The sequence below is a fragment of the Bowmanella pacifica genome (assembly GCF_014645355.1).
GTDB classification, from domain to species: domain Bacteria; phylum Pseudomonadota; class Gammaproteobacteria; order Enterobacterales; family Alteromonadaceae; genus Bowmanella; species Bowmanella pacifica.
Window position 1 is genome coordinate 482,754 of record NZ_BMLS01000002.1, and the last position, 24,104, is coordinate 506,857.

Annotated in this window: 16 protein-coding genes; 9 read left to right on the forward strand and 7 right to left on the reverse strand. The window is 47.3% G+C overall.

The window, feature by feature from the left end; translation table 11 throughout:
- The first annotated feature begins 21 nt into the window (after window positions 1-21).
- Together IEX02_RS08260 and IEX02_RS08265 are read left to right on the forward strand one after the other, a co-directional pair.
- Entirely contained in the window at window positions 22-3,744 is a 3,723-nt protein-coding gene (locus tag IEX02_RS08260; protein ID WP_188693078.1) for a TonB-dependent receptor, read from the forward strand.
- Window positions 3,745-4,135: 391 nt separating this feature from the next.
- On the forward strand, window positions 4,136-5,305 hold the full coding sequence (locus IEX02_RS08265) for an MFS transporter (protein ID WP_188693081.1): 1,170 nt from the start codon (window positions 4,136-4,138) through the stop codon (window positions 5,303-5,305).
- Between the two features lie 83 nt (window positions 5,306-5,388).
- Here IEX02_RS08265 and IEX02_RS08270 read toward each other — a convergent pair whose 3' ends face one another.
- Complete coding sequence (locus IEX02_RS08270; RefSeq protein WP_188693084.1) at window positions 5,389-7,590, reverse strand: hypothetical protein; 2,202 nt, start codon at window positions 7,588-7,590, stop codon at window positions 5,389-5,391.
- Window positions 7,591-8,116: 526 nt separating this feature from the next.
- Here IEX02_RS08270 and IEX02_RS08275 point away from each other — a divergent pair.
- The 3 genes from IEX02_RS08275 to IEX02_RS08285 all read left to right on the forward strand — a co-directional run bounded on the left by IEX02_RS08275 (window position 8,117) and on the right by IEX02_RS08285 (window position 11,163).
- A complete protein-coding gene (locus tag IEX02_RS08275; protein WP_188693085.1) occupies window positions 8,117-9,535 on the forward strand; it encodes a tetratricopeptide repeat protein in 1,419 nt (472 codons plus the stop codon).
- A 414-nt stretch (window positions 9,536-9,949) separates the two neighbouring features.
- A complete protein-coding gene (locus tag IEX02_RS08280; protein ID WP_188693089.1) occupies window positions 9,950-10,648 on the forward strand; it encodes an IPT/TIG domain-containing protein in 699 nt (232 codons plus the stop codon).
- Between the two features lie 116 nt (window positions 10,649-10,764).
- Complete coding sequence (locus IEX02_RS08285; RefSeq protein ID WP_188693093.1) at window positions 10,765-11,163, forward strand: DUF1240 domain-containing protein; 399 nt, start codon at window positions 10,765-10,767, stop codon at window positions 11,161-11,163.
- Between the two features lie 164 nt (window positions 11,164-11,327).
- On the opposite strand, the gene IEX02_RS08290 is transcribed toward IEX02_RS08285, so the two are convergent.
- From IEX02_RS08290 to IEX02_RS08300, 3 genes are all read right to left on the reverse strand, one after another.
- Window positions 11,328-12,461, reverse strand: coding sequence for an RCC1 domain-containing protein (locus tag IEX02_RS08290; RefSeq protein ID WP_188693096.1), 1,134 nt, complete (start codon window positions 12,459-12,461; stop codon window positions 11,328-11,330).
- Complete coding sequence (locus IEX02_RS08295) at window positions 12,427-12,729, reverse strand: hypothetical protein (protein ID WP_188693099.1); 303 nt, start codon at window positions 12,727-12,729, stop codon at window positions 12,427-12,429. The genes IEX02_RS08290 and IEX02_RS08295 overlap by 35 nt, the downstream gene beginning before the upstream one ends.
- 657 nt (window positions 12,730-13,386) lie before the next feature.
- Window positions 13,387-14,118 (reverse strand): transposase, encoded by a 732-nt coding sequence (locus tag IEX02_RS08300; protein WP_188693102.1) that lies wholly within the window; start codon window positions 14,116-14,118, stop codon window positions 13,387-13,389.
- A 102-nt stretch (window positions 14,119-14,220) separates the two neighbouring features.
- Here IEX02_RS08300 and IEX02_RS20640 point away from each other — a divergent pair, with 102 nt between their 5' ends.
- The 3 genes from IEX02_RS20640 (at window position 14,221) to IEX02_RS08315 (ending at window position 17,490) form a co-directional block, all read left to right on the forward strand.
- Window positions 14,221-14,484 (forward strand): DUF1240 domain-containing protein, encoded by a 264-nt coding sequence (locus tag IEX02_RS20640; protein WP_505625239.1) that lies wholly within the window; start codon window positions 14,221-14,223, stop codon window positions 14,482-14,484.
- Window positions 14,485-15,130: 646 nt separating this feature from the next.
- Window positions 15,131-16,372 carry an ImmA/IrrE family metallo-endopeptidase gene (locus IEX02_RS08310; protein ID WP_188693108.1) on the forward strand — a complete coding sequence of 414 codons (1,242 nt, stop codon included), beginning with the start codon at window positions 15,131-15,133 and terminating at the stop codon, window positions 16,370-16,372.
- Window positions 16,369-17,490: a beta family protein gene (locus tag IEX02_RS08315; RefSeq protein ID WP_188693110.1), complete on the forward strand. Its 1,122-nt coding sequence runs from the start codon at window positions 16,369-16,371 to the stop codon at window positions 17,488-17,490. The genes IEX02_RS08310 and IEX02_RS08315 overlap by 4 nt, the downstream gene beginning before the upstream one ends.
- 932 nt (window positions 17,491-18,422) lie before the next feature.
- Here IEX02_RS08315 and gcvP read toward each other — a convergent pair.
- The 3 genes from gcvP to gcvT all read right to left on the reverse strand — a co-directional run bounded on the left by gcvP (window position 18,423) and on the right by gcvT (window position 22,915).
- Window positions 18,423-21,314 carry an aminomethyl-transferring glycine dehydrogenase gene (gene gcvP / locus IEX02_RS08320; RefSeq protein WP_188693113.1) on the reverse strand — a complete coding sequence of 964 codons (2,892 nt, stop codon included), beginning with the start codon at window positions 21,312-21,314 and terminating at the stop codon, window positions 18,423-18,425.
- Window positions 21,315-21,422: 108 nt separating this feature from the next.
- The gene (gene gcvH, locus IEX02_RS08325) at window positions 21,423-21,812 is read right to left on the reverse strand and encodes a glycine cleavage system protein GcvH (protein WP_188693118.1); all 390 of its coding nucleotides are present in this window, start codon (window positions 21,810-21,812) and stop codon (window positions 21,423-21,425) included.
- A 20-nt stretch (window positions 21,813-21,832) separates the two neighbouring features.
- The gene (gene gcvT / locus IEX02_RS08330) at window positions 21,833-22,915 is read right to left on the reverse strand and encodes a glycine cleavage system aminomethyltransferase GcvT (protein ID WP_188694095.1); all 1,083 of its coding nucleotides are present in this window, start codon (window positions 22,913-22,915) and stop codon (window positions 21,833-21,835) included.
- A gap of 307 nt (window positions 22,916-23,222) precedes the next feature.
- Between gcvT and IEX02_RS08335 the strand changes: the two genes are divergently transcribed.
- Window positions 23,223-24,080 carry a LysR family transcriptional regulator gene (locus IEX02_RS08335; protein ID WP_188693122.1) on the forward strand — a complete coding sequence of 286 codons (858 nt, stop codon included), beginning with the start codon at window positions 23,223-23,225 and terminating at the stop codon, window positions 24,078-24,080.
- Window positions 24,081-24,104: the final 24 nt, after the last annotated feature.

Sequence of the window (24,104 nt, forward strand, 5' to 3'; positions counted from 1 at the left end):
ATCTAATCTATAGGGAAAGGTATGAAGGCTATCCAATTATCCAAAACCGCCATCGCAGTGAGCACAGCATTAGTGATAGGCACAAGCATGCCCATGGCTGCTTATGCTCAGGAAGCACAAAGCGCTTCAGCAGAGAGCGAAAAAGAAGGCGTTGAAGTGATTCAAGTCACAGGTATTCGCTCATCACTGCGTGAAAACTTAAACAATAAGCGCTTTTCAAACGCTATTGTTGATTCAATCAATACCGAAGACATTGCCAAAAACCCTGACAAAAACATGGCCGAGGCCCTGCAACGCATACCAGGTGTGCAGATTGAACGCGAGTTTGGTGAAGGCGCAAAAATTTCAATCCGCGGTACCTCTCCCGAGCTGACCAACACTCTGGTTAATGGTCAGTCAGCCAAATCGGCGTCCTACCGGCCAGGTCAGGCGGAAAGTAATGCCTTTGATTTCTCAAATATTCCTGCTGAGCGCGTGTCCAAGATTGAAGTGCATAAATCTGCCCGTGCCGACTTAGATGCCGGCGGTATCGGCGGCACGGTTATTCTGCATACCAAAAAGCCCTTAGAGCAAAAAGATGGCTACGGCTATTTGAATATTGAAGGTGAGTACAACGACTCGTCAGAAAAATCGTCACCACAGATCTCTACCGCCTATAACTTTGTTTCTGAAAACCAGAAATTTGGTGCCTCCGTTGCGGTTAGCCTTCAACAACGTAACGCCTTTCGTTCAGGATTTGAATCTGGTGGCATGGGCGCCGGTACTGGCTTCCAGCAAACCAACCCCATAGATTGTCCCACCGAAGAGTGCGCCAGTAGCGACATTAAGTTAAGACACATGAATGGCCATAACTTAATTGTCACCAGACATATGGCGTTAAATGGTTATACCTATGGCGATCTTGAAGCAGTTGCAGGCAATGGCGACTCTTACTGGCCAACCTACGACCCGGCCAACTCAGGGGTATGGAATAACCACACCAATAACTGGGGCCAGATGGATGAGGTGATGGACCCCACTTATATCGACCCAGACTGGGGATTGTTCTGGGGCAGCCGCAGAACAGGTGGCCTGGGGCAAACCGCACCAAGACACTTAGGTAATATGCTCTACTCCCCGGCGTTCTCTACCGATGAAAGCCGCCTGGATACCACAGTGAACTTTCAGTGGGCACCGTCTGACTCGCTAAGCTTTAACCTTGAGTTAAATCGCAACAGCTCAGACCGTGATAACAAAAGCGATAACCTGTACGCGCAAACCTTCCGTATCAGCCAAATGCTTTACAGTAACGGCGTGGCAGGAATTGACCCACGCTTGGTCATGGACCCGGTTAGCGATATCGTGTTGTCAGCCACAGCCCCTATTGATGGCGTTAACTTAGTGGGCGAGGCCGGCATGGTATGGGACGGCAACAACTACACTAAAGGCGATACTCGCTGGGGTGAGATGCTGCGCAGAGATTCCAACGATCGCAGCGGCACCGAAACCGAACAGGACAGAATCCATCTGACCATGGATTACGCCAAAGATGCCTTTATCGTCAAATTGCAAGCAGGGCGCACTACCGCAGACAGTACGGTATTAGATCGCGCCACCACCCTGGCTACTCGTTACGGTGATTCCGAAACCCCTTATTCGGGTGACAAAACCACCCTTAAGATCCCGACTTATGAAGGGGTTAACTTAGGGTATGGCTATAATCCTGAAACAGGCAAGGTGTACTGGGGATTACATGCAGACCCGTCATTAAGCGGAGCTGCCTTTGATGCCGCCCAACAGCGCGCCGAAAACTTCTTGCTGGCCCCCACTAACGAGTTTTATCTGTTGACGGGGGGGTTACGCAATACCGCCCGTTATCGCGAAAATACCGAGGACTTTTTCCAGGGTGATGTTACCTGGGAACTGGACAACGATTTTTATATCGACAGCGTAAAATTCGGTGCCAAGTACCGCAACATGCAGCGCACGGAAAACTTCTATACCGAAAATGCCACCTTCCATGGTTATGCTAACGAAGTCAGTAAATTCCCGTTAATCCTCGCCGAGGAACTGGTAGGCGGTACAGTATCTGGCTTGGACACGGCAGGTCACGATGTGCCTGATGAGTATTTTGATATTGATCAGGATAAGCGTGATGCCCTGCTCAATGACCACTTCTTGCTGCTGCACTCTGAGCTTGCACCCAATAAAGGGGCCTGTGAAGACGCCATCGCCGCATCGGGTTCCGGCAACTACTATGGTTGTCGCTCTGGTATGACAGAATCTGCTGGCAACTTCTACGATGTGAGCGAAGAAGTACTGGCTTATTACGCTATGGTGAACTTCAGTGGCGAAAGATTCCGCGGCAACTTTGGTGTGCGGGTAGTAGATACCGAGCGTGAGTCCATCAGCAAAGAAGTGGCCAAAGACGAAAATGGCCAGTTACTGTCTTATCCCACAGATCCAAGCGAAGCAGGCTATATCGCAGAGCTGGCGGGCTTCAACAAATACGAGCCGTTAGTGCAAACCAGTACTACCAAGGACTATTTGCCAAGCTTCAACCTATCTTATGATTTAACCGATAGCTTGATTTTACGCGCCGCGGCATCGAAGAATATCTCTCACCCCAGCCTCAGCCAGTTAAAAAGTAACTTCTATCTGGTTACCGAAAGGCAAAGGCTTTACACCGATGGACGTCAGCAAGATCTGACCCCAGAAGGTAACGCCGAACGTCTGGCCATGAACTCGCAGCGCAGAGGCTCAGTGGGTAATCCCAATTTAGGCTCTTACACCTCAGTAAATAGCGAGTTGGGTCTGGAGTGGTACTTCAGCGAGTCATCTCTGTTTGCCATTACCGCCTTCCAGAAAGATATCAAGAACATGGTTCGCAGCACATCCGCGGTGCGAAACTTGGATTATCTGGGCGAAGAAGGCAGAACCGACAATAACGGTTACGATATTTTTGGTGACTATGTCGTTAGCTCCTACTTCAATACTGGTGAGCAAAAAGTCGAAGGTGTAGAGGTACAGCTTCAGCATGATTTGGGGAACGGTTTTGGTGGTTTGATTAACTACACCTATACCGATGTACCAGATCAGAAGTTCTCTACCTCTGAATTTGCCTATGAAATCGCCGATATGACGGATGTAGAAACCCATCAAAGCGATCCCTCACAGCGCGAATACTTTGAAGTCACTGGCTTTACTGCCAGAACGACTACTCAAACAGAACCCATGTTTGGTCAGTCGAAAGATACCCTGAATGCGTCGATTTACTATGAAGACGATGATTTCTCGGCCCGTCTTTCCTACAACTACCGCAGCGAGTTTGCTAACAAGAGCAACAGTGAAGGTATTCGTTACACTGATGCGCGCTCACAGTTAGATTTTAAAGCGACGTATAAAATCATGGACAACCTGGTAGCCAGCTTTGCGGTAACCAACCTGACCAATGAGAACGTGGTGCACTACCTGGATAGCTCGCAGATCGTAAATGATCCTGTTATCAACAAGATGAAGTGGATTGATGAGGTAGATGAAAGCGGTGCTGCCACCGGTAACCGCGTGGTTGCCACCGACGATGATGGCAACCCAATCGTCGAGTCATCCATTACCGGCGATGCCGCATTTGAGATACTGTCGCAAGCCAGTGGTGTTTCGGTTGCCGAACTGAAGCCCTATTACGAGAACCACCTGGATAAAATGGTGGTTAACGAATGGACCAACGGTCGCCGTTTCTACTTGGGTCTTAACTACACCTTCTAAACGAACCGGCTACAAGCTTATTGGCTTAGCCTTTAAGCTTGTTTAACCACATAAAAGCACACTTAATAGCCCAGGGCTGTTTAGTGTGCTTTTTTATTGCGCTAAGACCATACTGGCACACCAAACTTCCTCTTCATTGCAAGGCTGAGGATAGCCAATATTTTCCCGCGAACATGCAATATGAATGGCAATCTTGGCCTGACTTTTCGGGCTTTGTCAGCCTAACTGGCTATATGCTCCCTTTGCCTGAAAAATATTCAGGTATCGGATAAATAAATGTCACTTTACTTAGTGACCAACCTGCCCTACATTCGCCGCCAATTTCCCCCTGTCTCAGTGCCGCCGGTTGTTTCAGCCTTGTTAACGGCACTATTTTTTCCTGGAAGTAAAGATGGTCGATGTAGTAATGGCCAATAAACCCAACAGTCCATTAGTGCCTGTACTTGGCTTATCGTTTTATGCGGTAGCGTCGGGTTTTTTAATGAGTCTGGTACCGCTCTCGTTAGTGGCCAACCAGCTCACACCCGCTCTTGCCCCCTGGCTTGCCAGTGTGTTTTATCTGGGCTTGCTGTTTGGCGCGTTTTTTATTCAGCGGGTGGTGGCTGTTACCGGCCATCGCTTAGCCTTTATTGGTTTTTTGCTGCTGCTACTGGCTACTGTGGTGTCACAAATCCTCTTGCCGTATGCCTGGCTATGGCTGATAGACCGCTTTATTGCTGGCATTGCGGTGGCGGGCGTGTTTGTGGTGGTGGAGTCCTGGCTGCTTATGGCCGATACCGCCAAACAGCGCGCCAAGCGATTGGGCCTGTATATGACCTCCCTCTACGGCGGCTCAGCCGTGGGGCAATTGATGATTAAGCCGCTGGGCGTAGAAGGCGCTATGCCCTATCTGTTTGTGATTGCGCTGCTCAGTATGGCGGTATTGGTGCCGCTACTGATTAAACGTGGCCAGCCTGAACAGCAACAATCTCATAAACTGCGGTGGCAGCAGCTGAAGAACCTTAGTCGCCCGGCACTAGTGGGCTGCCTGGTTTCCGGGCTGTTACTTGGGCCCATTTACGGTTTGCTGCCGGTGTATATTATGCAGTCAGAATACGCCCCGAAAACCGGCTTGTTAATGGCGGCGGTAATTCTGGGCGGTATGGTGGTGCAACCGCTGGTGAGCTACTTATCACCGCGCTTGAATAAATGCTTACTGATGGCACTGTTTTCCCTGGCAGGTGTTTTCAGCCTTGTCGGCGTTATCTACGCCGCCAAGGTTGAGCTATTGGTGGCGAGTTACTTGTTATTAGGGGCAGCTAGCTTTGCCCTGTACCCCATTGCCATCACTCTGGTATGTGAAAAACTAGCGTTAAACAAGATCGTGTCGGCCACTGAATTAATGCTGCTCGCCTACAGTGTCGGCTCGGTAGTAGGGCCGTTATTGGCGGCTTACATCACCACCTCCAACAACGGCATCCCCTGGTATCTGACAGCCTGCTTAGCCACCACCTGCGTGTATATGCTGCTTACCGCCAAACGCCGCGTCCCCGACCAAGACAGCCCAGTGGCCGAGCTTTAAGGCCACTGGCCTAAACCACCCACTCTTCAGGTAAAAAGGGGCCGCCCTGCCCCCTTACACACTGAATAAAGCTGGCCAGAAAATTAAAACAACGCGATCAAATTCCTTTCAAAGGTCCTTATTTCGGGGCTGTCACAGGAAAACTGACTAAAGATCTGTGCAACGCCATTCAGCGATAGCTTCCTTAAATCCTCTCCTCCCTGACTGGCGAGCAAGCCGGTAATACTGGCCGCTACGCCCTGCGGCTGCATTTTCCCAACTTTCTGAAATACCCCGGTGAACTCCGGGTTAACCTGGTATTTTGTTTGTGTTACACCACCGTAATGCCGCGCAATTTCCACCCCCAGCAAATTAGTTACTACCATGTCAGGCTGGTAACCTGTTACATAGAAGGTGGCAGGAGATTCTGACAAGCATCGACCATAACGTTTCTCGTATTCGAAAAGATATTTTGCTGCAACTGAGTCTTCTATTCTGACCAGTTTATACATGTCAGCCGTGGCATCGGTCATCTTATTTGCATAACTGCCAAAGAACGTCTTTAACCCGGCCGCCTGCTTGTTGGTGTATGCTCGGTTAATACGTTGCACTAGTGTTCTGTCACCCTGATACACCGCATTGAGAAAAGCCGCCCCAGGCAGACCATCAAATGGCCCTGTGACTTCAGGCAGTTGATCGTCTCCCACCTCGCGACTATCTGCTGTCCGGCCTAATTTAGCTTGCCGGGCAGCGGCCCTGTACTCACGTTCTTTCTTTAATCTGGCCCACTCCCGCTGTTTGGCTTCGGCTTCTTGTATTCTTATCTGCTCCGCCTTTTGGGCTAACAGCTCAGCTGAGTCCTGCATCTTCTGATCATGCTGCTTTTCCAAAGTATCATCTGGCACTTGTTCGGCAATCATCAGGGTTTTCATCGTCTCGTTTGGCAGAGCAAAACGCTGCCCTTGCTCAGATTCAAGTAATGACATCAGATAGGGAGTGGGCTTTTTCCGCTGAAAAACACCATGAGATGGTTTGACGCGCCGGTTCTGCGTTCCAGAGTCCAACTTGAGCAGATTATGCCCGGCATTCATTGAAACGAAAAAGGAACGAGGAAAAACAAAATTAACCTGATCTTTATTGCAGATGTTCTGTAACCGTTCATTCCGGTTAGACAAAACCGCCGCCCCGTTATTGTTTTTCAACCTTATGGTGAAGAAACAGCGTTCAGATAATGTCAGATAGCCCAGTATCTCACTGCGCTCATCAGAGCCGGAAAGCCACAGTGCCAGCGCGGCTTGCTCTAATTGTTGCTCAGGTCTGTTGCGTTGACTGAAACGGATATAGCCCTGCCAGGCTCCCATAAATGTAGGACTGTATTGTGATACGGCAAGCTCCTTGGCAACAACCTCATCAACCTGCGCTAGCGCAGACTGCCTGAGATCCAAAAATGTTGACGCAATCTGGGCTAGCGTATGTGAATCACGGTACCTGTTATACACATCCTGCAATTGCCACATGAAGCCGGTAAGGGGTTTGTGATGCATCTGAGATACATCCTGATCCAGCAACACCCTCGCGCTGGCATTCGCACCTTGGGGTTGCCAGGTGATTTTCAGGTTACCCTCAGCACTGATATCAAAATGCCCGGCAGGTAAAATATCACATTGGGGATTTTCTGAGAGGTAGCTAATGTTGTTGCCCACGCCGTCCTGATAATAAAGCGAATTTGTGCATTCACCTACGCCTCTAGGTCCGATTTGATCAGCCAGCACATAAAAATGCTGTGGTGATGCGTAGCCTGCCGGAAACAAGAACCTCACAACAGACGTATTCAATACAACCTGCAACTGCTTCGGCGCGCGTTTTTCCTTTTCTACCAATCTTGCAACTAATTCCGAACGGTCTGAAAAATCACCCTGTCTGGTTAGAAGACTCTTTTCTGCGTTAATCATTTGGCCTAAATGATTGCCTTCTACTTTCAGTTTATCTCCTGCCAGAGACAGCCCCAGTGCATACGCTACCCGCTGGTGCTGACATCCATCTAAAGCGCCCGTTAAAGCGCTCTTTTCGAGTAGGTCTGCACGCGACGGGGCATTACGACCAGGCGCTGATACCTGCCCCTCAACAGTAAAAATACAACTATCAGCGTCGTAAAAGGCATAGCCTTTCACTTTACCGTCCGCCGTCTGCTCAAGGAGCAAAGCAACAGGCTTTTGTAAAGACTTAGCCCCTAACGTCTGAATTTCCCCTTGCCAGTTTCCGGATACATCAACGTCCTGAGCACCAAAGCAAACATACGACATCATTAACAAGCTTAGTGCACCACACCTCCTCAAATACCCAGCACATTCCATGAAAATGCTCCTTATTTTATGTTTTACCCAATAATACAGAGTTGTGGTGATATTTTAACCACTTACTATGATGTTTATTTAATGGGCAGGCTTGTCGGTCAGAACAAATAACTTATCCAGCACTGTAGGCTAACTTGGATAAAAACAGTTGTTGGCGTGATGCTTACATCTAATAGCTCGGGCGGCTCCATTGCCGTAACACAGAGAGCTGTTGTTGATATGAAAAATAGGCTTGGCATAAAAGCGCATCACATTCGATTAAAGGGCATCTCTCAGTAACCTGCCACTTTGTTCAAAAATTGCACTACCCTCCCGCCTGCGGCATAGTTGAGCATAAAACGGAATCTTAACGGCCTCAGTTTAATTACGCGGTGTCACCGAACTCATTCTATTGGGTTGAGTCTATCCGCAAAGCAGCCACATTCTATGGCGTAAACGATTCCGCTCTTCGTGATGATTTTAGTTTAAGGACGCATTAATGAACGTGAAACTTTCCGGATTACAGAGCATTGCCATAATAACCCTGACGTTTGTCTGTCAGCTCAGTTTTGCCAGCCCGGCGGGTTGCGACCTTGAACAACTGAATGCGTCTGACTCAAGCAAAGAAATCGAACCCGCCTCCATAGAGGAGGCGAAGGCCAATCTAATTCGCTGTGCAGAGTCGGGTAATGAAATGGCTGTTGCCTGGCTTATGATGAGTTATCTGCAAGGCAATCCAACGGCCAATATTGAAAAAGACCACAATGCATTACTGAAATTTTTGGAGACAGGTGCGTCAAAAGGGAATACCTATTCCCAGGACATGCTGGTGAAGTTTTATACAGATGATGATTTTCTCAAGCTGACGGACGAGACAGAAGCCAGCGCCAGGTTCAAAGCCTACAAATGGTATTACGCATCACTGGCATCAAAATATGAAAGTGTTCGTAAATTTAAAAAAATTAAATCCCTTGAAAGCAAAATGAGCAGCCAGCAAATCTCTCAGGCAATTGCAGAAGGAGAAGCGATATACCCACAAAATTTCGAGAAAAATGGAGATAGCGTTTACAACAAATTAGGCCACAAATATTTCGAGGGCAAAGTGGTCGAAAAGAATCTTAAAAAAGCCCATGAATACACTCTCAAAGCCGCACACTACGGAAATGAATACGCCCAGTACAGGCTTGGAAAGCATTATACGCAGGGTATAGGTGATGCAAATGTTGATGGGCCGGAAGGCATTCGCTGGTATGAGAAGTCCGCTGAGCAAGGGAATGCATATGCCTTGTTTGCTCTGGGAGAACTCTATTTGAATGGCGCCCATGTCGCTCAGGATATACCAAAAGCCATTGGCTATATTGAAGCGGCCGCCGAAAAGGGTAACAGCGAAGCCAAGGTAAAGCTGGGCGAGTTCTATGTGAATGGAACCCATGTTGGCAAAGACGCAAAGCGGGCATTCGATTTATTCTTATCGGCTTCAAATACTCACAACAGCCAGGCCCAGTATTATTTGGGGCATTGTTTTAACTATGGAATCGGTGTTGAAAAAGACAGCACCAGCGCTTATAGCTGGTACATGAAATCTGCTAAGGCCGGAAACCCTGATGCGCAGTATTCAATGGCAGTGGCCAAACAAAATGGCGTAGCTGAAGCAAACATACCTCAGTCCCTTTCAGAGGCGGCTAATTGGTATAGCAAGGCATCGGCGCAGGGACATGCCAAGGCACAATTCAATCTTGGTATTCTGTACGCACAAGGTGGAGAGGGGGTAGAGAAGAATCTGTACCAAGCCTACAAAGAAATATTGCTGTCTCGTGTAAAGCATGAATACAAAGAAAAGCCGCTGGCTTCCATCACCCAGCAAATGTCCCAGTCGGAACTGGCGAAAGTTGGTGAACTGCTGGACTCTTTGCAATAAGAGACAGAAAGCTCAAGAGGTTAGCTAGGTTTCAGATCTCTGCTCCTTTACTTGGCCTTTGAACTTATCCCAGGGCCTATGCTTGCCATGGGGTCGGCACTCCCAGAAAACGCGGCTTTTGACGCAAGCAATAAACGCCTTCTGTCGGCTTTGATGCATATTGAAGCTGACAAGGGCGACAATTTTCGTCAAGATAAGAGGGCATGCATGGCGTTTCTGCCCTGAACGTTTTGCCGAATGTTCAGATCAAAAAATGCCATGTTTGTTCTCATCAAATTTAACTACCCCACTGATTTATCTATTTTATTTGTGGGATAGGTCAGACACTGGCCCCGGTTATTTGAATGTGCCGCCACTAAGTGGCAACTAGCACAACACATCATTTTTACTTGGAATATCTACGCAAGGAAGAGCATGAAGAACATCACTACATTGTTATTTTTATCACTATTTACAAGCAACGTAATTGCATCTGATGCCATGCTTAGCAGTCAAACGGAAAAAGACACAGACGATGATAAAGTGTTTGACGTGTTTGATAGTGCACCAGAGCAAAAAGTGAAAACAATGTCGATTGCAGACTTGCCAATAATTCAGCTATCGCGTATTTCTGGCAACTTCAATAATAAACTTGAAAAAGGTCGCTACCGAATAAATGACACAATAACCATTACAGGTATGGGATTAAACCAGGTTAAAAATCCGGTTGTTGTTATTCACAACAAACAAGTCACTTACAATATTAAGGAAGTAGACTTAATTAAAGATGGAATATCATTTAAGTTAAATATACCCGAATCAAAATATAAAATATTTGTTTACACTAATGGCCAAAGTACTAATGAAATCTTTTTAGAGCCTTTAAGTGAAAAAGCCCCTCTGATTTTCGGCGACAACTTAGTTATTTTAGTCAAGGGTGAAGAATATAGGTTACCCGGAACAGGTTTTGACGCAGATACAACAGTTCAGTTTGGTGACGAAAGCATTAAACCCATATCGATATCAAGCGATTCACTCTCATTCAAGGTACCAAAATCAACCAAGGTGCGCGATTTTCAGGTACGCAACAAATTTGGATTAAGCAATAGCATCCGCGTATTCAAGTATAAATAAAGACTTTATAACGATATGACCACGGGGGTCAGTGTCTGACCCCTCTATCCTGATCTTCGCCCCTCAAACATACTTCAGTAAATGACAAAGGGATCGACAGCTCTGACCCTGACCCTTTGATAGTACTGAATTATCTGGGTAGCGCATTACCTACAGCGGGACTGGGCTTACTGGTTCTGTCGATAGCCTTTGCCAATCAGGTCTATTTGCGTATTACCGGTAAATATAATCCCAAAAAGGAAGACAAATTTACCTTATTTTGCGGCTATTTCGCCTTAGGTTGCTTAGTCGGGTTGTTTATAGGCAGTCCCTATATTGATGACTGGTGGGACAATCAGGCCAAACAGCAAGGCTACCAACCCTGCCGTTCTATGACCCTACTAAAAAGTTTGCTCACCCGCACCGCCTGGGTCAGGGATGAAAACCTTTGCTATGACCCAGAAATTTCCAGGATTCTGCGGCATGGGAATGAACGAGAACTGGCGGAGATACGGGCTTATTTGCAACAAAAGTGATGCTAAAAAATCCAAGGATGATTACAAGTTCTGCGCTTTCAGTGTTCAGAACAAAGTATTATCTATGGGTTCAAGATCTCTGTTCCCTTGATCCTCTTGCTCTGGCGCTTAATTTGGATCTGACCCTTTTTATTACTTTTAATTATGAAATAAGATAAATAAGATTATCTTATTATTAGATTTATTGAGCTGGGCAACAAATCTTCAGCAACAGAGCTACTATCTGCTCCCTCGAATTGATTTCCCCATGTCACTACCTTTCCATCTTTGTTTATAGCAGCAAATGCCCCTAGAGAAGAATAAACCGAAATAATATTTTCCAACTCAACCAAGCGACTATCTCCACCATAGTTTTCGTGTCCCCAACTGACTGCTGAACCATCCACCTTTACAGCTGTAAATGCAAGCAGTGAAGGATAGACTTTAGTGACATTTACAAGCTCATTTTCGACTCTACTGCTATCGCCACCAATTGATAAATTTCCCCACGTAACTACGTTACCGCTTTTCGTCAATGCTGCAAATGATTGGGAATTAGAGTAAATTTCTATAACATTGGTTAGCATATTTTCCAAACCAGATATTATCCCGCCAGAAATACCAGTTCCCCATGCCAAGACAGTCCCATCTTTTTTCAATGCAGCGAATGCCTCGGTTGTAGAAAAAATCTTTTCAATATCAACCAAATCAACATTTCCGCTATAACCACCAAATATTTCATACCCCCACACAACCGCTGAGCCATCTGCCTTAAGGGCGGCAAATGCCCAGTCAGTTGAGTAAATTTCAACGACGTCTGTCAGCTCAATATGCGAACTATCACCTCCAAAATCACTTGGCCCCCAGGTCACAACTGAACCGTCGTTTTTAAGAGCGGCGAAAGCATACCCAGTGGAATAAACTCGTTTCACATTGTTAACATTTGGGTAGGTGAAATAACCATTTCGGAATATTCCTCCCCATGTAATTACGCTACCGTCAGCTTTTAAAGCAGAAAAGGAAGTAAATGAAGTGAAAATATTAACCACATCAACCAGGAGATCTGAAACCTCCATTGTAATTTCAGCCGCTCCTCCCCAAACAACTACCGTCCCATCTTTTTTCAAAGCTGCAAATGAATCCTTTGTAGAATATATTTCAACAACATCCGTTAGCTGTTCATATACCAAACTACTATCACCTCCACCGAAAATATATCCCCACGTCACAACGGTGCCATCATTTTTTAAAGCTGCAAATGCACCATCCGTTGAATATATTTTTTTAACATCGACGATGTTTAGTCGAGACATCTTCATAATCAACTCCACTAGGAAGCTTTCCCCAACTAATAACGCTCCCATCTGACTTTAAAGCGGAAAATGCGTAATTAGAAGATGCAATATCAACAACTTGTGTTCGCTCAGGGAAAACTAATTTGAAAGCAGAGGTACTTACAAGATCTTCATTGGTTACCGACACATCTATACGGATTTCATTATTTACATTTTCATAATCTAAAAGGTAAGATTCTGCTTTAGAAACTACTTCACCATTAACTGACCACTTAAAACTTTTACTATCCATCTTACAATTGCTGCATTTAATAGTAGCTTTTAAACTTATAGAATCTATAGTTTCAATTAAGGACACTTCAACTTCGTTAATTACCGCAAGAGGTAGAGCTGGCCTGGAATCACCTCCCTCCCCGCCGCAACCTGAAAACAAAAAAACACTTATAGATAAAAAAAACATGTATATGGAAAATCGCATAAAGTCCCTTTAAGAATAAAATATTGAAAATTAACAAGAAAAATTATTTTAAAGAATATAATATATAAACTCAAACACTATCCCCATATGGCTTTTCCTTCGGACCAGCATAAAGCTGTCCCATAGGGCAACAGGCAGAACGCTATTATTGAAACTTTGATACCAAAGCCCACTCCCAACTTCTCGAAATTAACTAATTGTCTACCACGAAGATAAGAAGAACGCGAAGAGTGGACAATCTCTAAAACCCTTCGTGCTCTTCGTGTCCTTTGTGGTGAATAACTGTATCTGGCGCGCAAAGGACTGCGTGTCATAAAAGCACGGACGTTCTTCAAAAACCGCTTGATTACACTCATTGACCCGCAAAACCAACAAATACAAAGCCCAACAAAAAAGGGCCACAAGGCCCTTTTTCAACTATTCAGCGATCAAGGGGTCCGATCAAGGGGTCAGTGTTGTTGAAGTCTTCGATCAAGGGGTCAGTGTTGTTGAAGTCTTAACCTCCCGGAATCGCTGCGACTTTCGGTCACCACCGTGCTGTAGTTGTTTGGGCAAGGCACATCCTAGTTGCTGCTCTATTTGCTGCTTAAAGCGGCTGTCGCCTAGCACCCAGGTCTTTTGCAGCGCCTCCCTGATTTGCTTTAGGGAATAATCAGGTATTTGAGCTTTGAACAAGGCTTGGTAGGCGGCCTTTCGACTGGTGACATCAGTACCTAAGGCCAGATAGAGCGGATGTGCGGTAAGTAACTCAATATACTTATCCAATGCATTATGCTGATAGCTAGACCAGGGATATTCGGCAGGATGGGCCACCATGTTGGCCCGCACCGGATTAAGCTCTATATAACGGCTGACCAACAGCAGATAATGTTCGCTATCAACCAGGGAGGACTTATAGCGCCCTTCCCATAATGTGCCACTGCGGCCATGGGTGACATTGATATAACGCACATAGTAACGCCCCAGCGCTTGCATCATCTGGCTCACACCTAAGGGCGTTGTGGGTGTCACCAGCAAATGCACATGATTAGTCATCAGCACAAAAGCATGCACGGCCACCTTATAACGGCAGCTGTATTCTTTTAGCTTGTCCAGATAAACCGCATAATCCTGGTCAATATAGAAGCAGACTTGACGGTTGTTGCCTCGCTGCACCACATGCTGAGGAACACCCGCCAAATTGAGACGTGGGCGGCGAGCCATTGCTTATGTCCGGGTCCTTCGGTCTTCTGACCTTAGCTCTTCAAACACACTTCAGCAAATGACAACGGGATCGACAACTCTGACCCCTTGATCTCGGACCCCTTGATCTCTGACCCTTTTTATTCTCTAATTTGCTTGATGGGGTTACTAATTAGCAGAAGCTATCTAAATAATTGGTGGGACAATCAGGCCAAACAGCAAGGCTACCAACCCTGCCCTTCTATGACCCTACTAAAAAGCTCACTCACCCGCACCGCCTGGGTCAGGGATGAAAACCTCTGTTATGACCAGGAAATCTCTAAGATTCTGCGGTATGGGAATAAGCGTGAACTGGCAGAGATACGGGCTTACTTGCAGAAAAAGTGATGCTAAAAAACTGGCCTGAGTGCAACTTAGAAAATTTCAGCATTCAGAACAATGTATTAGCTATGGAGTCAAGATCTCTGTTCCCTTGCTCCTCTTGCTCTGGCGCATAATTTGGATCTGACCTTTTTATCACAGGCCCTCAAACACACCTCAGCATTTGAAAAATGGGTTCAACAACTCTGACCCTCACGCGCCCCCTAGATCATAATTCCTTCTATATAATAATGCCTTATGATTAATTATTTTTTCTTTCTGTCTTTAATTTGACCGGCTATGACCCAATCTCTCGGTATAAGCATGAGAAAATAAATTCCACATTTGGGAACTTTTTTCATTGACTAGTACTACTGGCAACACTTATATTGTTCCCAATTAGAGAACTTCACTATGCGATTAATAGGAATACAACGTCTTTTCAGCCTTAAAGGTCATGACACTGTAACTGACACGTGGGTTTCCGCGTGGGTAAATGAGGTTAAGACCAACACTTGGTTGAATGCGGAACATGTAGTGAAAAGCTATCCAGCAGTTGAGCAAGTTGGGCCAAGCAAGTTTAATTTTGTAGTAGCTCAAACAGGCTACACCATTAGCTTGACACTCTGCTTCAATAGACGAGTTGCGATAGTGTCGAATGTGATTAGAACATATGAGTGATCAGAACTTAAAAATTATCAAGACAGAGGAACAATATCATTCTTACCTTGAAGAGTGTGAATTTCTTTTGGATAAGGCGCCAAGCGCTGGTTCTCCAGAAAGTGATAGGCTTGATCTCCTTACATTGCTAATTGAAAAGTACGAGGAGCAAAATTTTCCGATTGAGCCAATAGATCCTATTGAAGCTATTAAGTTTCGTATGAATGAGCAGGGATTGAAACAGGTTGACTTAGCTCCATATTTTGGAACTAAGAGTCGAGTATCAGAGGTACTTTCTGGCAAGCGCCCGCTGACCGTTCAAATGATTAGAGCATTGTCTAGTGGATTAGGTATCTCTGTTGAAACATTAGTTGGTTTGCATGTTGACGAGTCTCAAGATTCCAGGTCGTCAGATACCATTAATTGGAAGTTGTTTCCTCTGAGTGAGATGATTTCCAGAGGATGGATATCAAATATTCAGAACAAAGCAAGAAATAAAGACATTGTCGAGGATAGCCTTAAAAAATTCATCGGCGTCTTAAGTGATAACAATCATCAGCCTGCGGCAGCCTTTAAAAGGACTTTACAAGGAGAGGCATACTCACCAAACAAGAAATACAGCATTTTTGCTTGGTTATCAAAAGTTGTTCAAGAAGCGTCTTTGGATCCAGTTGTTAATGATTTTAAACAAGGAAGTTTGAATAAGGAATTTTTAAAAGAGTTAGCACATTTGAGTTGGTTTGATGAAGGACCCAAATTGGCTATTGAGTTTATCGAGAAACACGGAATAAAAGTGGTTATTGAACCAGCTTTAAAAGGAATGAGCTTAGATGGCGCCGCGCTAAGAACTCCGGCTGGAAATCCTGTTATTGGGCTGACTATTAGAGAAGATCGTTTAGATAACTTCTGGTTCACATTGCTTCATGAGACTGTTCATATTTGGAAGCATCTTGACACTGGTTCGACGTTTGTTGATGACTTAGAGCGGTCAACTGAAGATAAGATTGAGGCGGAAGCTAATAGAATTGCCCGTGATACCTTTATTCCTAGGGTTGCCTGGAAGAGGAGTGAGGCTTATTTGCGGCCCACTAGGGAATCTATTGAGCAATTTGCAAAGGATTTAAAGATTCATCCTGCAATTATTGCAGGAAGAATAAGAAGAGAAAGTGGTAATTTCAAAGTGTTTGCTGATTTAGTGGGATATGGAGAGGTTAGAAAACACTTTTCTAAATTTTCTGTGGAGGAAAAATTGTGAGTAAACCAATCTATACCCCTATATTGAATGCGAAACAAGGTGAGTTCGATGCTCTTGATCATATAAGAACAGAGACAAATAAAGCTATTTTCCCTTTGTTCGAGTTACCTATTTTTTCAGATGAATTTTTGAAAAGGAAAAAGTACGAAAATGAACCGACGCCTAAACGTCTGTTTGTTGCAGATACACTCAGCAAAATTATTTCGGCAAGAAGCAACGAACCTTTTATGCTTGATATTTTTAAGTGGTCACCTGATAGCACACTAGAGAGCGGTGAGCATGTATTAAATTTTTCCTACAACTATCTAGCATCGAGAAATGCAAATGTGACTACGGTAGTTGGATATGATAGGTGGGAAGATATCCAGTACGTAAAGGCTTTAGAATCGATTAGAGTAAAGTCAGATTCATTCTGTATTAGACTTGAGTCTTACGCTTTTGAAGATATGTACGATGAGGATCATTTTAGTGAGATTTTGCATGATATTTTGGATACTCTGCAACTAACGCCATCAAAATGCCATGTGATTTTAGATTTGGGTGATGTTTCATCAACCTCTGTTGTAGAAATTTGTGAGAAGGTGGAGCGAGCTTATGGATTAATTCGACCTTTGGGTTTTACAAGGGTTTCGATGGCTGGTTGTTCGCTAACTTCATTTATCACCGATATGGTTCCTGAACAGGATTCATCAGAAGTTATTTTACGAAGGGAATATGTTGCTTGGAAAAGCCTGAGAAACACTGCGGACATTGGTTTTGGCGATTACGGCGTTGTAAGTCCAAATTCGGCTGAAATTAGAACTCCTCACGCAAACGGTAAGATTCGCTACACAATATCGGATAACTATTTTGTGGCTAGGGGACATTCCAGAATGCACGGCAATAAGGGAGCACAGATGTATGATCTTTCTGAGACCGTTATTAGTTCTGGATTTTATCTTGGCTCTAGCTTCAGTTGGGGCGATAGGCGCATTGAAGATTGTGCTAATCGTTTACTTAAAGGTAGCCTGAAAGATTGGGTTGCGATAGATACTTCTCATCACATACAGTTTGCAACTATGAGTGTATTAGAGTTTGAGAAACAGTTATTGTTAAATCGAACTACTGCACGTTTATAAGTAGCTCTACAATTGATAATAGGCGTGTTACGGGCAAGAGAGAGAACAGACATCAAAGGATCAGAGTTGTCAAAGCAACCCTCTCCCAAGCGGCCCAAGTCGCTTTCCCACCGCTTAAAAATTCCCGGTCAGTTCAGGGAGCTGTTAAAAGGGGGATGAGTCGTCTGGAACGACTTAAGTAGAAGACGCGTCTGGGATGGCTTCGCCCTGAATTTGCGAGAGCGCGCAGCAAATTCAGATGCCATCGAGACAAGTTTTCCAGGAGAAAACTTGAACATCGGAGGTACGACGGTGGCCCATAAGGGTGAAGGGCATGGATACCTCGTAATATCGCAAAGGATGCCCGAAGTGGACTTTTGATTGAAGGCAGGAGGCCGTAAATCAAAACTTTTTCTGCGACCGTCTTTTTCGCTGTTTCCTAGACTGATGTAGTTGGGAATCCAGCGGCGCGCTTTGAAAGCTACGTCCCTGTAACTTTTCCTTCGGACCAGCATAAAGCTGTCCAAAATCTTTCCCGAAGATTTGGTCTTTGCGTCTCGTTTCTTTGCAGTAAAGACAATCTGGTCAGGAACCAGATTGAACAGCTTTAGCTGGCCCCTAGGGCAACAGGCAGGACGCCTGTTGTAAATGGGACTGGCGCGCAAGGGACCGCGCGTCATATAAGACAAGGAGGTCAGTATCCAAAATTATTTCTCTACCACGAAGATAAGAAGAACGCGAAGAGTGGACAATCTCTATAACCCTTCGTGCACTTCGTGTCCTTTGTGGTGAATAACTGTATCTAGCGCGCAAAGGACTGCGTGTCATAAAAAACACGGACGTTATTCAAAACCACTCTTTTGCACTCATTGCCCCACAAAACCAACAAATACAAAGCTCAACAAAAAAGGGCCACAAGGCCCTTTTTCAATTATTCAGCGTTATCCGCCAACTCACCGATAAGTATCAGTAGCAGGGCAAGAACACACTAAATTACGGTCACCGAATACGTCGTCGATACGGTTTACGCTTGGCCAGAACTTGTTACGGCGCACGGCGTCTACCGGGTAGGCCGCTTCGGTGCGGCTGTAAGCACGGTTCCACTCGTCGTCACAAATATCCGCAAGAGTGTGCGGGGCATTGTGCAGCGGGTTGTCGGTGTCGTTCCACTCACCGCTTTCTACCTTGGCTATTTCTTCACGGATGCTGATCATGGCATCGCAGAAGCGATCCAGCTCGGCCTTGGCTTCAGATTCGGTGGGCTCGATCATCAGCGTACCGGCTACCGGGAAGCTCATGGTCGGGGCGTGGAAGCCGTAGTCGTTCAAACGCTTGGCCACATCCATTTCGGTCACGCCTGAGGCTTCTTTCAGTGGGCGCATATCGATAATACATTCGTGCGCCACACGGTCGTTACGGCCTTTGTACAGTACCGGATAGTGGCCGGACAGACGTTTGGCTACGTAGTTAGCGTTCAGAATTGCCATAGACGTGGCTTTCGCCAGCCCTTCGCCGCCCATCAGCTTGATGTACATATAGCTGATTGGCAGGATTGAGGCACTGCCCCAAGGCGCGGCAGACACGGCACCGTTAGTTGGCTGCGTACCGCTGATTTCCACTATGGGGTGGCTTGGCAGGAAAGGCGCCAGGTGCGATTTAACACCGATAGGGCCCATACCGGGGCCGCCGCCGCCGTGTGGAATACAGAAGGTTTTGTGCAGGTTCAGGTGCGATACGTCAGAACCGATAAAGCCGGGGCTGGTCAGGCCAACCTGGGCGTTCATATTGGCGCCGTCCAGGTACACCTGGCCACCGTGCTGGTGCACGATATCGCAAATCTCGCGAATGGTTTCTTCGTACACACCGTGGGTAGAGGGGTACGTCACCATAATACAAGCCAGGTTGTCGGCACTTTCTTCGGCCTTGGCTCTCAGGTCGGCCAGATCCACGTTACCGCTCTTGTCACAGTCAACCACTACAATCTTGTAGCCAATCATCTGTGCAGAAGCCGGGTTAGTACCGTGGGCAGAGCTTGGAATTAAACAGATATTACGATGACCGTCGCCACGGCTTTCATGGTAGCGACGAATGGCGATAAGGCCTGCGTATTCGCCCTGCGCACCAGAGTTAGGCTGCATGGAAATATTGTCGTAACCTGTGATTTCTACCAGCGCATCGCCCAGCTCTTTGAACATTTCCTGATAGCCCTGCGCCTGATCCAATGGTGCGAAGGGGTGCAACTTACCAAACTCGGGCCAGGTCACCGGGATCATCTCAGCGGTGGCGTTCAGCTTCATGGTGCAGCTGCCCAGTGAAATCATCGAGTGGTTCAGGGCCAGGTCTTTGTCTTCCAGCGACTTGATGTAACGCAGCATTTCGGTTTCGCTGTGATACTTGTTGAACACTTCATGGGTCAAAATGTCGCTGGTACGCAGCAAATTAGCCGGAATAGAGTTTGAGCCAGCGGCGGTGATTTGTGCATCCAGTACACCGATATCCAAGCCGTGACCTGCGCCCAGGAACACACCAAACAGGCTGGCAATATCCTCACGCTTGGTGGTTTCATCCAGGCTTACACCCAGCGCGCCATCTAAGTCGGTACGCAGGTTTCGTTCAGCGGCAAGTGCGCGGGCAACAATCTCGTCTTTGTTGCTGACCTTAACCGTGATGGTGTCAAACCAGGTATCGTTGACCAGTTCCAGACCTTTGGCTTGCAAGCCGGCCGCCAGGATATCGGCGAAACGGTGAATACGGCTGGCAATGGTTTTCAGACCCTTAGGACCGTGATACACAGCGTAGAAAGAGGCCATATTGGCCAGCAGCACCTGTGCGGTACAGATGTTGGAGTTAGCCTTGTCACGGCGAATATGCTGTTCACGGGTTTGCAGTGCCATACGCAGGGCTGGCTTGCCACGGGTATCCTGAGATACCCCAATAATACGGCCTGGCAGTGAACGCTTATGCTCGTCGCGTGTGGCGAAGAAGGCGGCGTGCGGGCCACCGTAACCCATAGGTACGCCAAAACGCTGGGCACTGCCCAGTACCGCGTCGGCACCCATCTCGCCTGGGGATTTAAGCAGCACCAGGCTCATAATATCGGCCGCCACAGACACCACGGCCTTATTGGCTTGCAAGGTGGCAATCAGAGATTCCAGATCGCTGATGGCACCGCTGGTACCTGGGTATTGCAGCAGCGCACCAAATACATCGTGATTAGGGGCGTCAGCAGCCGGGGCGACAATAATGTCAAAACCAAACATCTCGGCGCGGGTTTTAACCACGTCGATGGTTTGCGGATGCACATCGTCGGCAATAAAGAACAGGTTAGCTTTTTTGTTCTTGGACACCCGCTTGGCCAGGGCCATGGCTTCGGCGGCGGCGGTGCCTTCATCTAACAGTGAGGCAGAGGCCAGTTGCAAACCGGTCAGATCCAGGGTCATTTGCTGGAAGTTCAGCAGCGCTTGCAGACGGCCCTGGGCAATCTCTGGCTGGTATGGGGTATAGGCGGTATACCAGCCTGGGTTTTCCAGTACATTGCGCAAAATCACATTGGGGGTCAGGGTATCGTGATAGCCCATACCAATGTGGCTGCGGAAAATCTTGTTTTTACTCGCCACGGCTTTCAGGGCGGCCAGGGCGTCGGCTTCTGTCTGACTCTCACCCAGGTTCAATGGCTTAGGTAAGCGAATGGCCGCAGGTACCGTTTGCTCTATCAGGTCTTCCAGGCTGGTAGCGCCGACTACGTCGAGTATGGCAGCGGTTTCTTCCTGGCCTGGGCCGATATGGCGACGGACAAAATCCTGCTTCTGTTCAAGTTGCGACAGGGAGAGGTTGGTGTCAGACATAATGCGTGATATCTCGGTTAGGGAAAGTGCAAAAGCAAACCCTGGGAAAACCCAGGGCGCTTAACGAAAAAGGGCCGGCACCTGAAAGGCGCGGCCCTTAGAAAAATCTTACTCTTCGTCGATGCTGTTTTCGTAGCCTTCGGCGTCCAGCAGCTCAGCCAGTTCGCTCTCGTCGTCAGCTTTGATGCGGTACATCCAGCCGTCGCCGTAGGGGTCAGAGTTAACCAGCTCTGGGGAGTCTTCCAGCTCTTCGTTTACAGCCAGGATCTCACCACTGATAGGCGCATAAACGTCAGAGGCGGCTTTTACCGACTCGGCTACGGCCACGTCGTCACCAGCGCTGACTTTGCTGCCTACTTCAGGCAGTTCAACAAACACCATATCACCCAGTAGCTCCTGGGCGTGTTCGCTAATACCTACGGTGTAAACACCGTCACCTTCGGGGCGTACCCACTCATGAGAAGCGGCATAACGCAATTCAGCAGGGATGTTGCTCATTCTGATTCCTCTAGTACTTTTTAGTGTTCTACTTTTTTGCCGTTACGGACAAAGCTGGGTTTAACCACTTTTACTGTAACCCACTTTTTGCGCATTTCCACCTCGGCTGTATCCCTTGCGGTAGAAGGCACGCGAGCCAGGGCGATGCTGTATCCCAGTGTTGGGGAGAAGGTGCCAGAGGTAATCACCCCTTCGCCGCCTTCCACCTTGACGGTCAGACCGGCGCGCAGTACGCCTTTGTCTTCCATCACCAAACCTACCAGCTTTTCTTTACCGCTGCGGTTGTATTCTTCCAGTGCTTTACGACCAACAAAGTCGCGCTCTTCCGGCAACCAGCTAATGGTCCAACCCATATTGGCCGCCAGTGGCGAGGTGGTTTCGTCCATATCCTGGCCATAGAGGTTCATACCGGCTTCCAAACGCAGGGTGTCGCGCGCGCCCAGGCCACAGGGCTTCACCCCGATATCCAGCAGCTTCTGCCAGAAATCAGCGGCTTGTGCCGTGGGTAATACGATTTCATAGCCGGCTTCACCGGTATAACCTGTGGTGGCAATAAACAAATCACCGCTTTGCACGCCAAAAAAGGGCTTCATGCCTTCAACGGCAGATCTTTGCTCGTCGCTGAAAAGCTCGGCAGCCTTGGCTTTGGCATTAGGGCCTTGTACGGCGATCATGGCCAGTTCCGGCTGTTCGATAATCTGAATGTCAAAGCCTTCTGCGACCTTATTCAACCAGTTGATGTCTTTTTCGCGGGTGGCAGAGTTCACCACCAGGCGGTAATCGTCATCAGCGAAGAAATACACGATCAAATCGTCTACCACACCGCCTTCTTCATTCAGCATACCGCTGTAGAGCGCCTTGCCTTTTTCTTTCAGCTTGGCTACATCGTTCGCCAGCAGGTAACGCAGATAAGCTGTGGCTTGCGGGCCTTTGATATCAACAATGGTCATGTGTGATACATCAAACATACCGGCATCGTTACGCACAGCGTGATGCTCTTCAATCTGGGAGCCGTAGTTGATAGGCATTTCCCAGCCGTGGAAGTCCACCATCTTGGCACCGGCTTCAAGATGTTTGGGGTGCAACACAGTCTTGTTGGTCATGGCTTTGGCACTCATGTCAGGATCAATAAAGTGGCCTGATTATAGGAGCTTCAACATAGGGCAACAAATTGGAAATCTAAATGGAATGATTAAGTTTTGTTATGTATTATCCCTTCATCATTTAAGATGCTGATACTAAGGAGTGAGGAGTGAGGAGTGAGGAGTGAGGAAACCATAAGGATCAAAAGTCAGAAGGCAATCCAGATACGCCTTTTACCTTATTTATCGCCACCCTCTGAGATTCACTCGTATTGGTGCAAGACAAGTCGCACCTCTCGCCTGGCACCTAACACCTAAAGCGACGACCATGAAACAACTGTCACTGGATAATTTGCGGGCCTTTGTCACTGTGGTGGAAATGGGCGGTTATGCCAAGGCCGGGGATTTTCTCGGCCGCTCGCAACCGGCCATCAGCCTGCAGATAAAGCGCCTGGAAGAGCAACTGGGGCGCAAGCTGTTCAGCCGTCAGGGCCAGCGCCAGCAAGTGAACAGTGAAGGTATGCAGCTCTATCAGCAGGCTGTGCATATGCTGGCCATCAACGATGATATCTTCCGTCAGTTTGAGCAAACTCAGTTAAGCGGCCAGCTGCGCCTGGGCCTGCCCAGCGAATTTGCCACCAGTTTGTTGCCCAGCATTATCGGTGACTTTAATAAGGCCTATCCGGATGTGACCTTGGAAGTCACCTGTGATTTGAGTAAATCCCTGCTGGATAAGGAGCGCCGCCGCCAGTTTGATCTGATTCTGGCACTGGATGATATGCCTCACCCTAACCAGCCGGAAACCGTGTTACAAGACGAACTGGTGTGGGTAGCCAATCCACAATACCGGCCCAGCGACGATAAGGTGGCTCTGGTAGTGGCACCTAACGGCTGTATTTATCGGCGCCGCGCCCTGGAGCGATTGCAAGCGGCTAACCAGCCCTGGCGTATTAGTTATACCAATGCCGATATTGGTGGTATTACCGCCGCCTTAAAAGAAGGCCTGGGCGTGACGGTATTGGCCAAAAGCACCCTACCCGCTGACCTGACCCTGATTCGCCATCGCAGCTTGCCGCCCCTTGGCAAAGTGGGTATTAGCCTGTTTGTTCAGTCTAATAAGCACCCGCATGCCAGCCTTAAGCTGGCGGAATTTATCCGTTCGCGCTTAAGCTATCTGGCCGCCTGACAAGGCACCTTAAGATTTTTCCAT

Coding starts and splice junctions, on each gene's coding strand:
- IEX02_RS08260 (WP_188693078.1), top strand. CDS start 22: ATGAAGGCTATCCAATTATCCAAAACCGCCATCGCAGTGAGCACAGCA.
- IEX02_RS08265 (WP_188693081.1), top strand. CDS start 4,136: ATGGTCGATGTAGTAATGGCCAATAAACCCAACAGTCCATTAGTGCCT.
- IEX02_RS08270 (WP_188693084.1), bottom strand. CDS start 7,590: ATGATGTCGTATGTTTGCTTTGGTGCTCAGGACGTTGATGTATCCGGA.
- IEX02_RS08275 (WP_188693085.1), top strand. CDS start 8,117: ATGAACGTGAAACTTTCCGGATTACAGAGCATTGCCATAATAACCCTG.
- IEX02_RS08280 (WP_188693089.1), top strand. CDS start 9,950: ATGAAGAACATCACTACATTGTTATTTTTATCACTATTTACAAGCAAC.
- IEX02_RS08290 (WP_188693096.1), bottom strand. CDS start 12,461: ATGAAGATGTCTCGACTAAACATCGTCGATGTTAAAAAAATATATTCA.
- IEX02_RS08295 (WP_188693099.1), bottom strand. CDS start 12,729: ATGGATAGTAAAAGTTTTAAGTGGTCAGTTAATGGTGAAGTAGTTTCT.
- IEX02_RS08300 (WP_188693102.1), bottom strand. CDS start 14,118: ATGGCTCGCCGCCCACGTCTCAATTTGGCGGGTGTTCCTCAGCATGTG.
- IEX02_RS08310 (WP_188693108.1), top strand. CDS start 15,131: ATGAGTGATCAGAACTTAAAAATTATCAAGACAGAGGAACAATATCAT.
- gcvP (WP_188693113.1), bottom strand. CDS start 21,314: ATGTCTGACACCAACCTCTCCCTGTCGCAACTTGAACAGAAGCAGGAT.
- gcvH (WP_188693118.1), bottom strand. CDS start 21,812: ATGAGCAACATCCCTGCTGAATTGCGTTATGCCGCTTCTCATGAGTGG.
- gcvT (WP_188694095.1), bottom strand. CDS start 22,915: ATGACCAACAAGACTGTGTTGCACCCCAAACATCTTGAAGCCGGTGCC.
- IEX02_RS08335 (WP_188693122.1), top strand. CDS start 23,223: ATGAAACAACTGTCACTGGATAATTTGCGGGCCTTTGTCACTGTGGTG.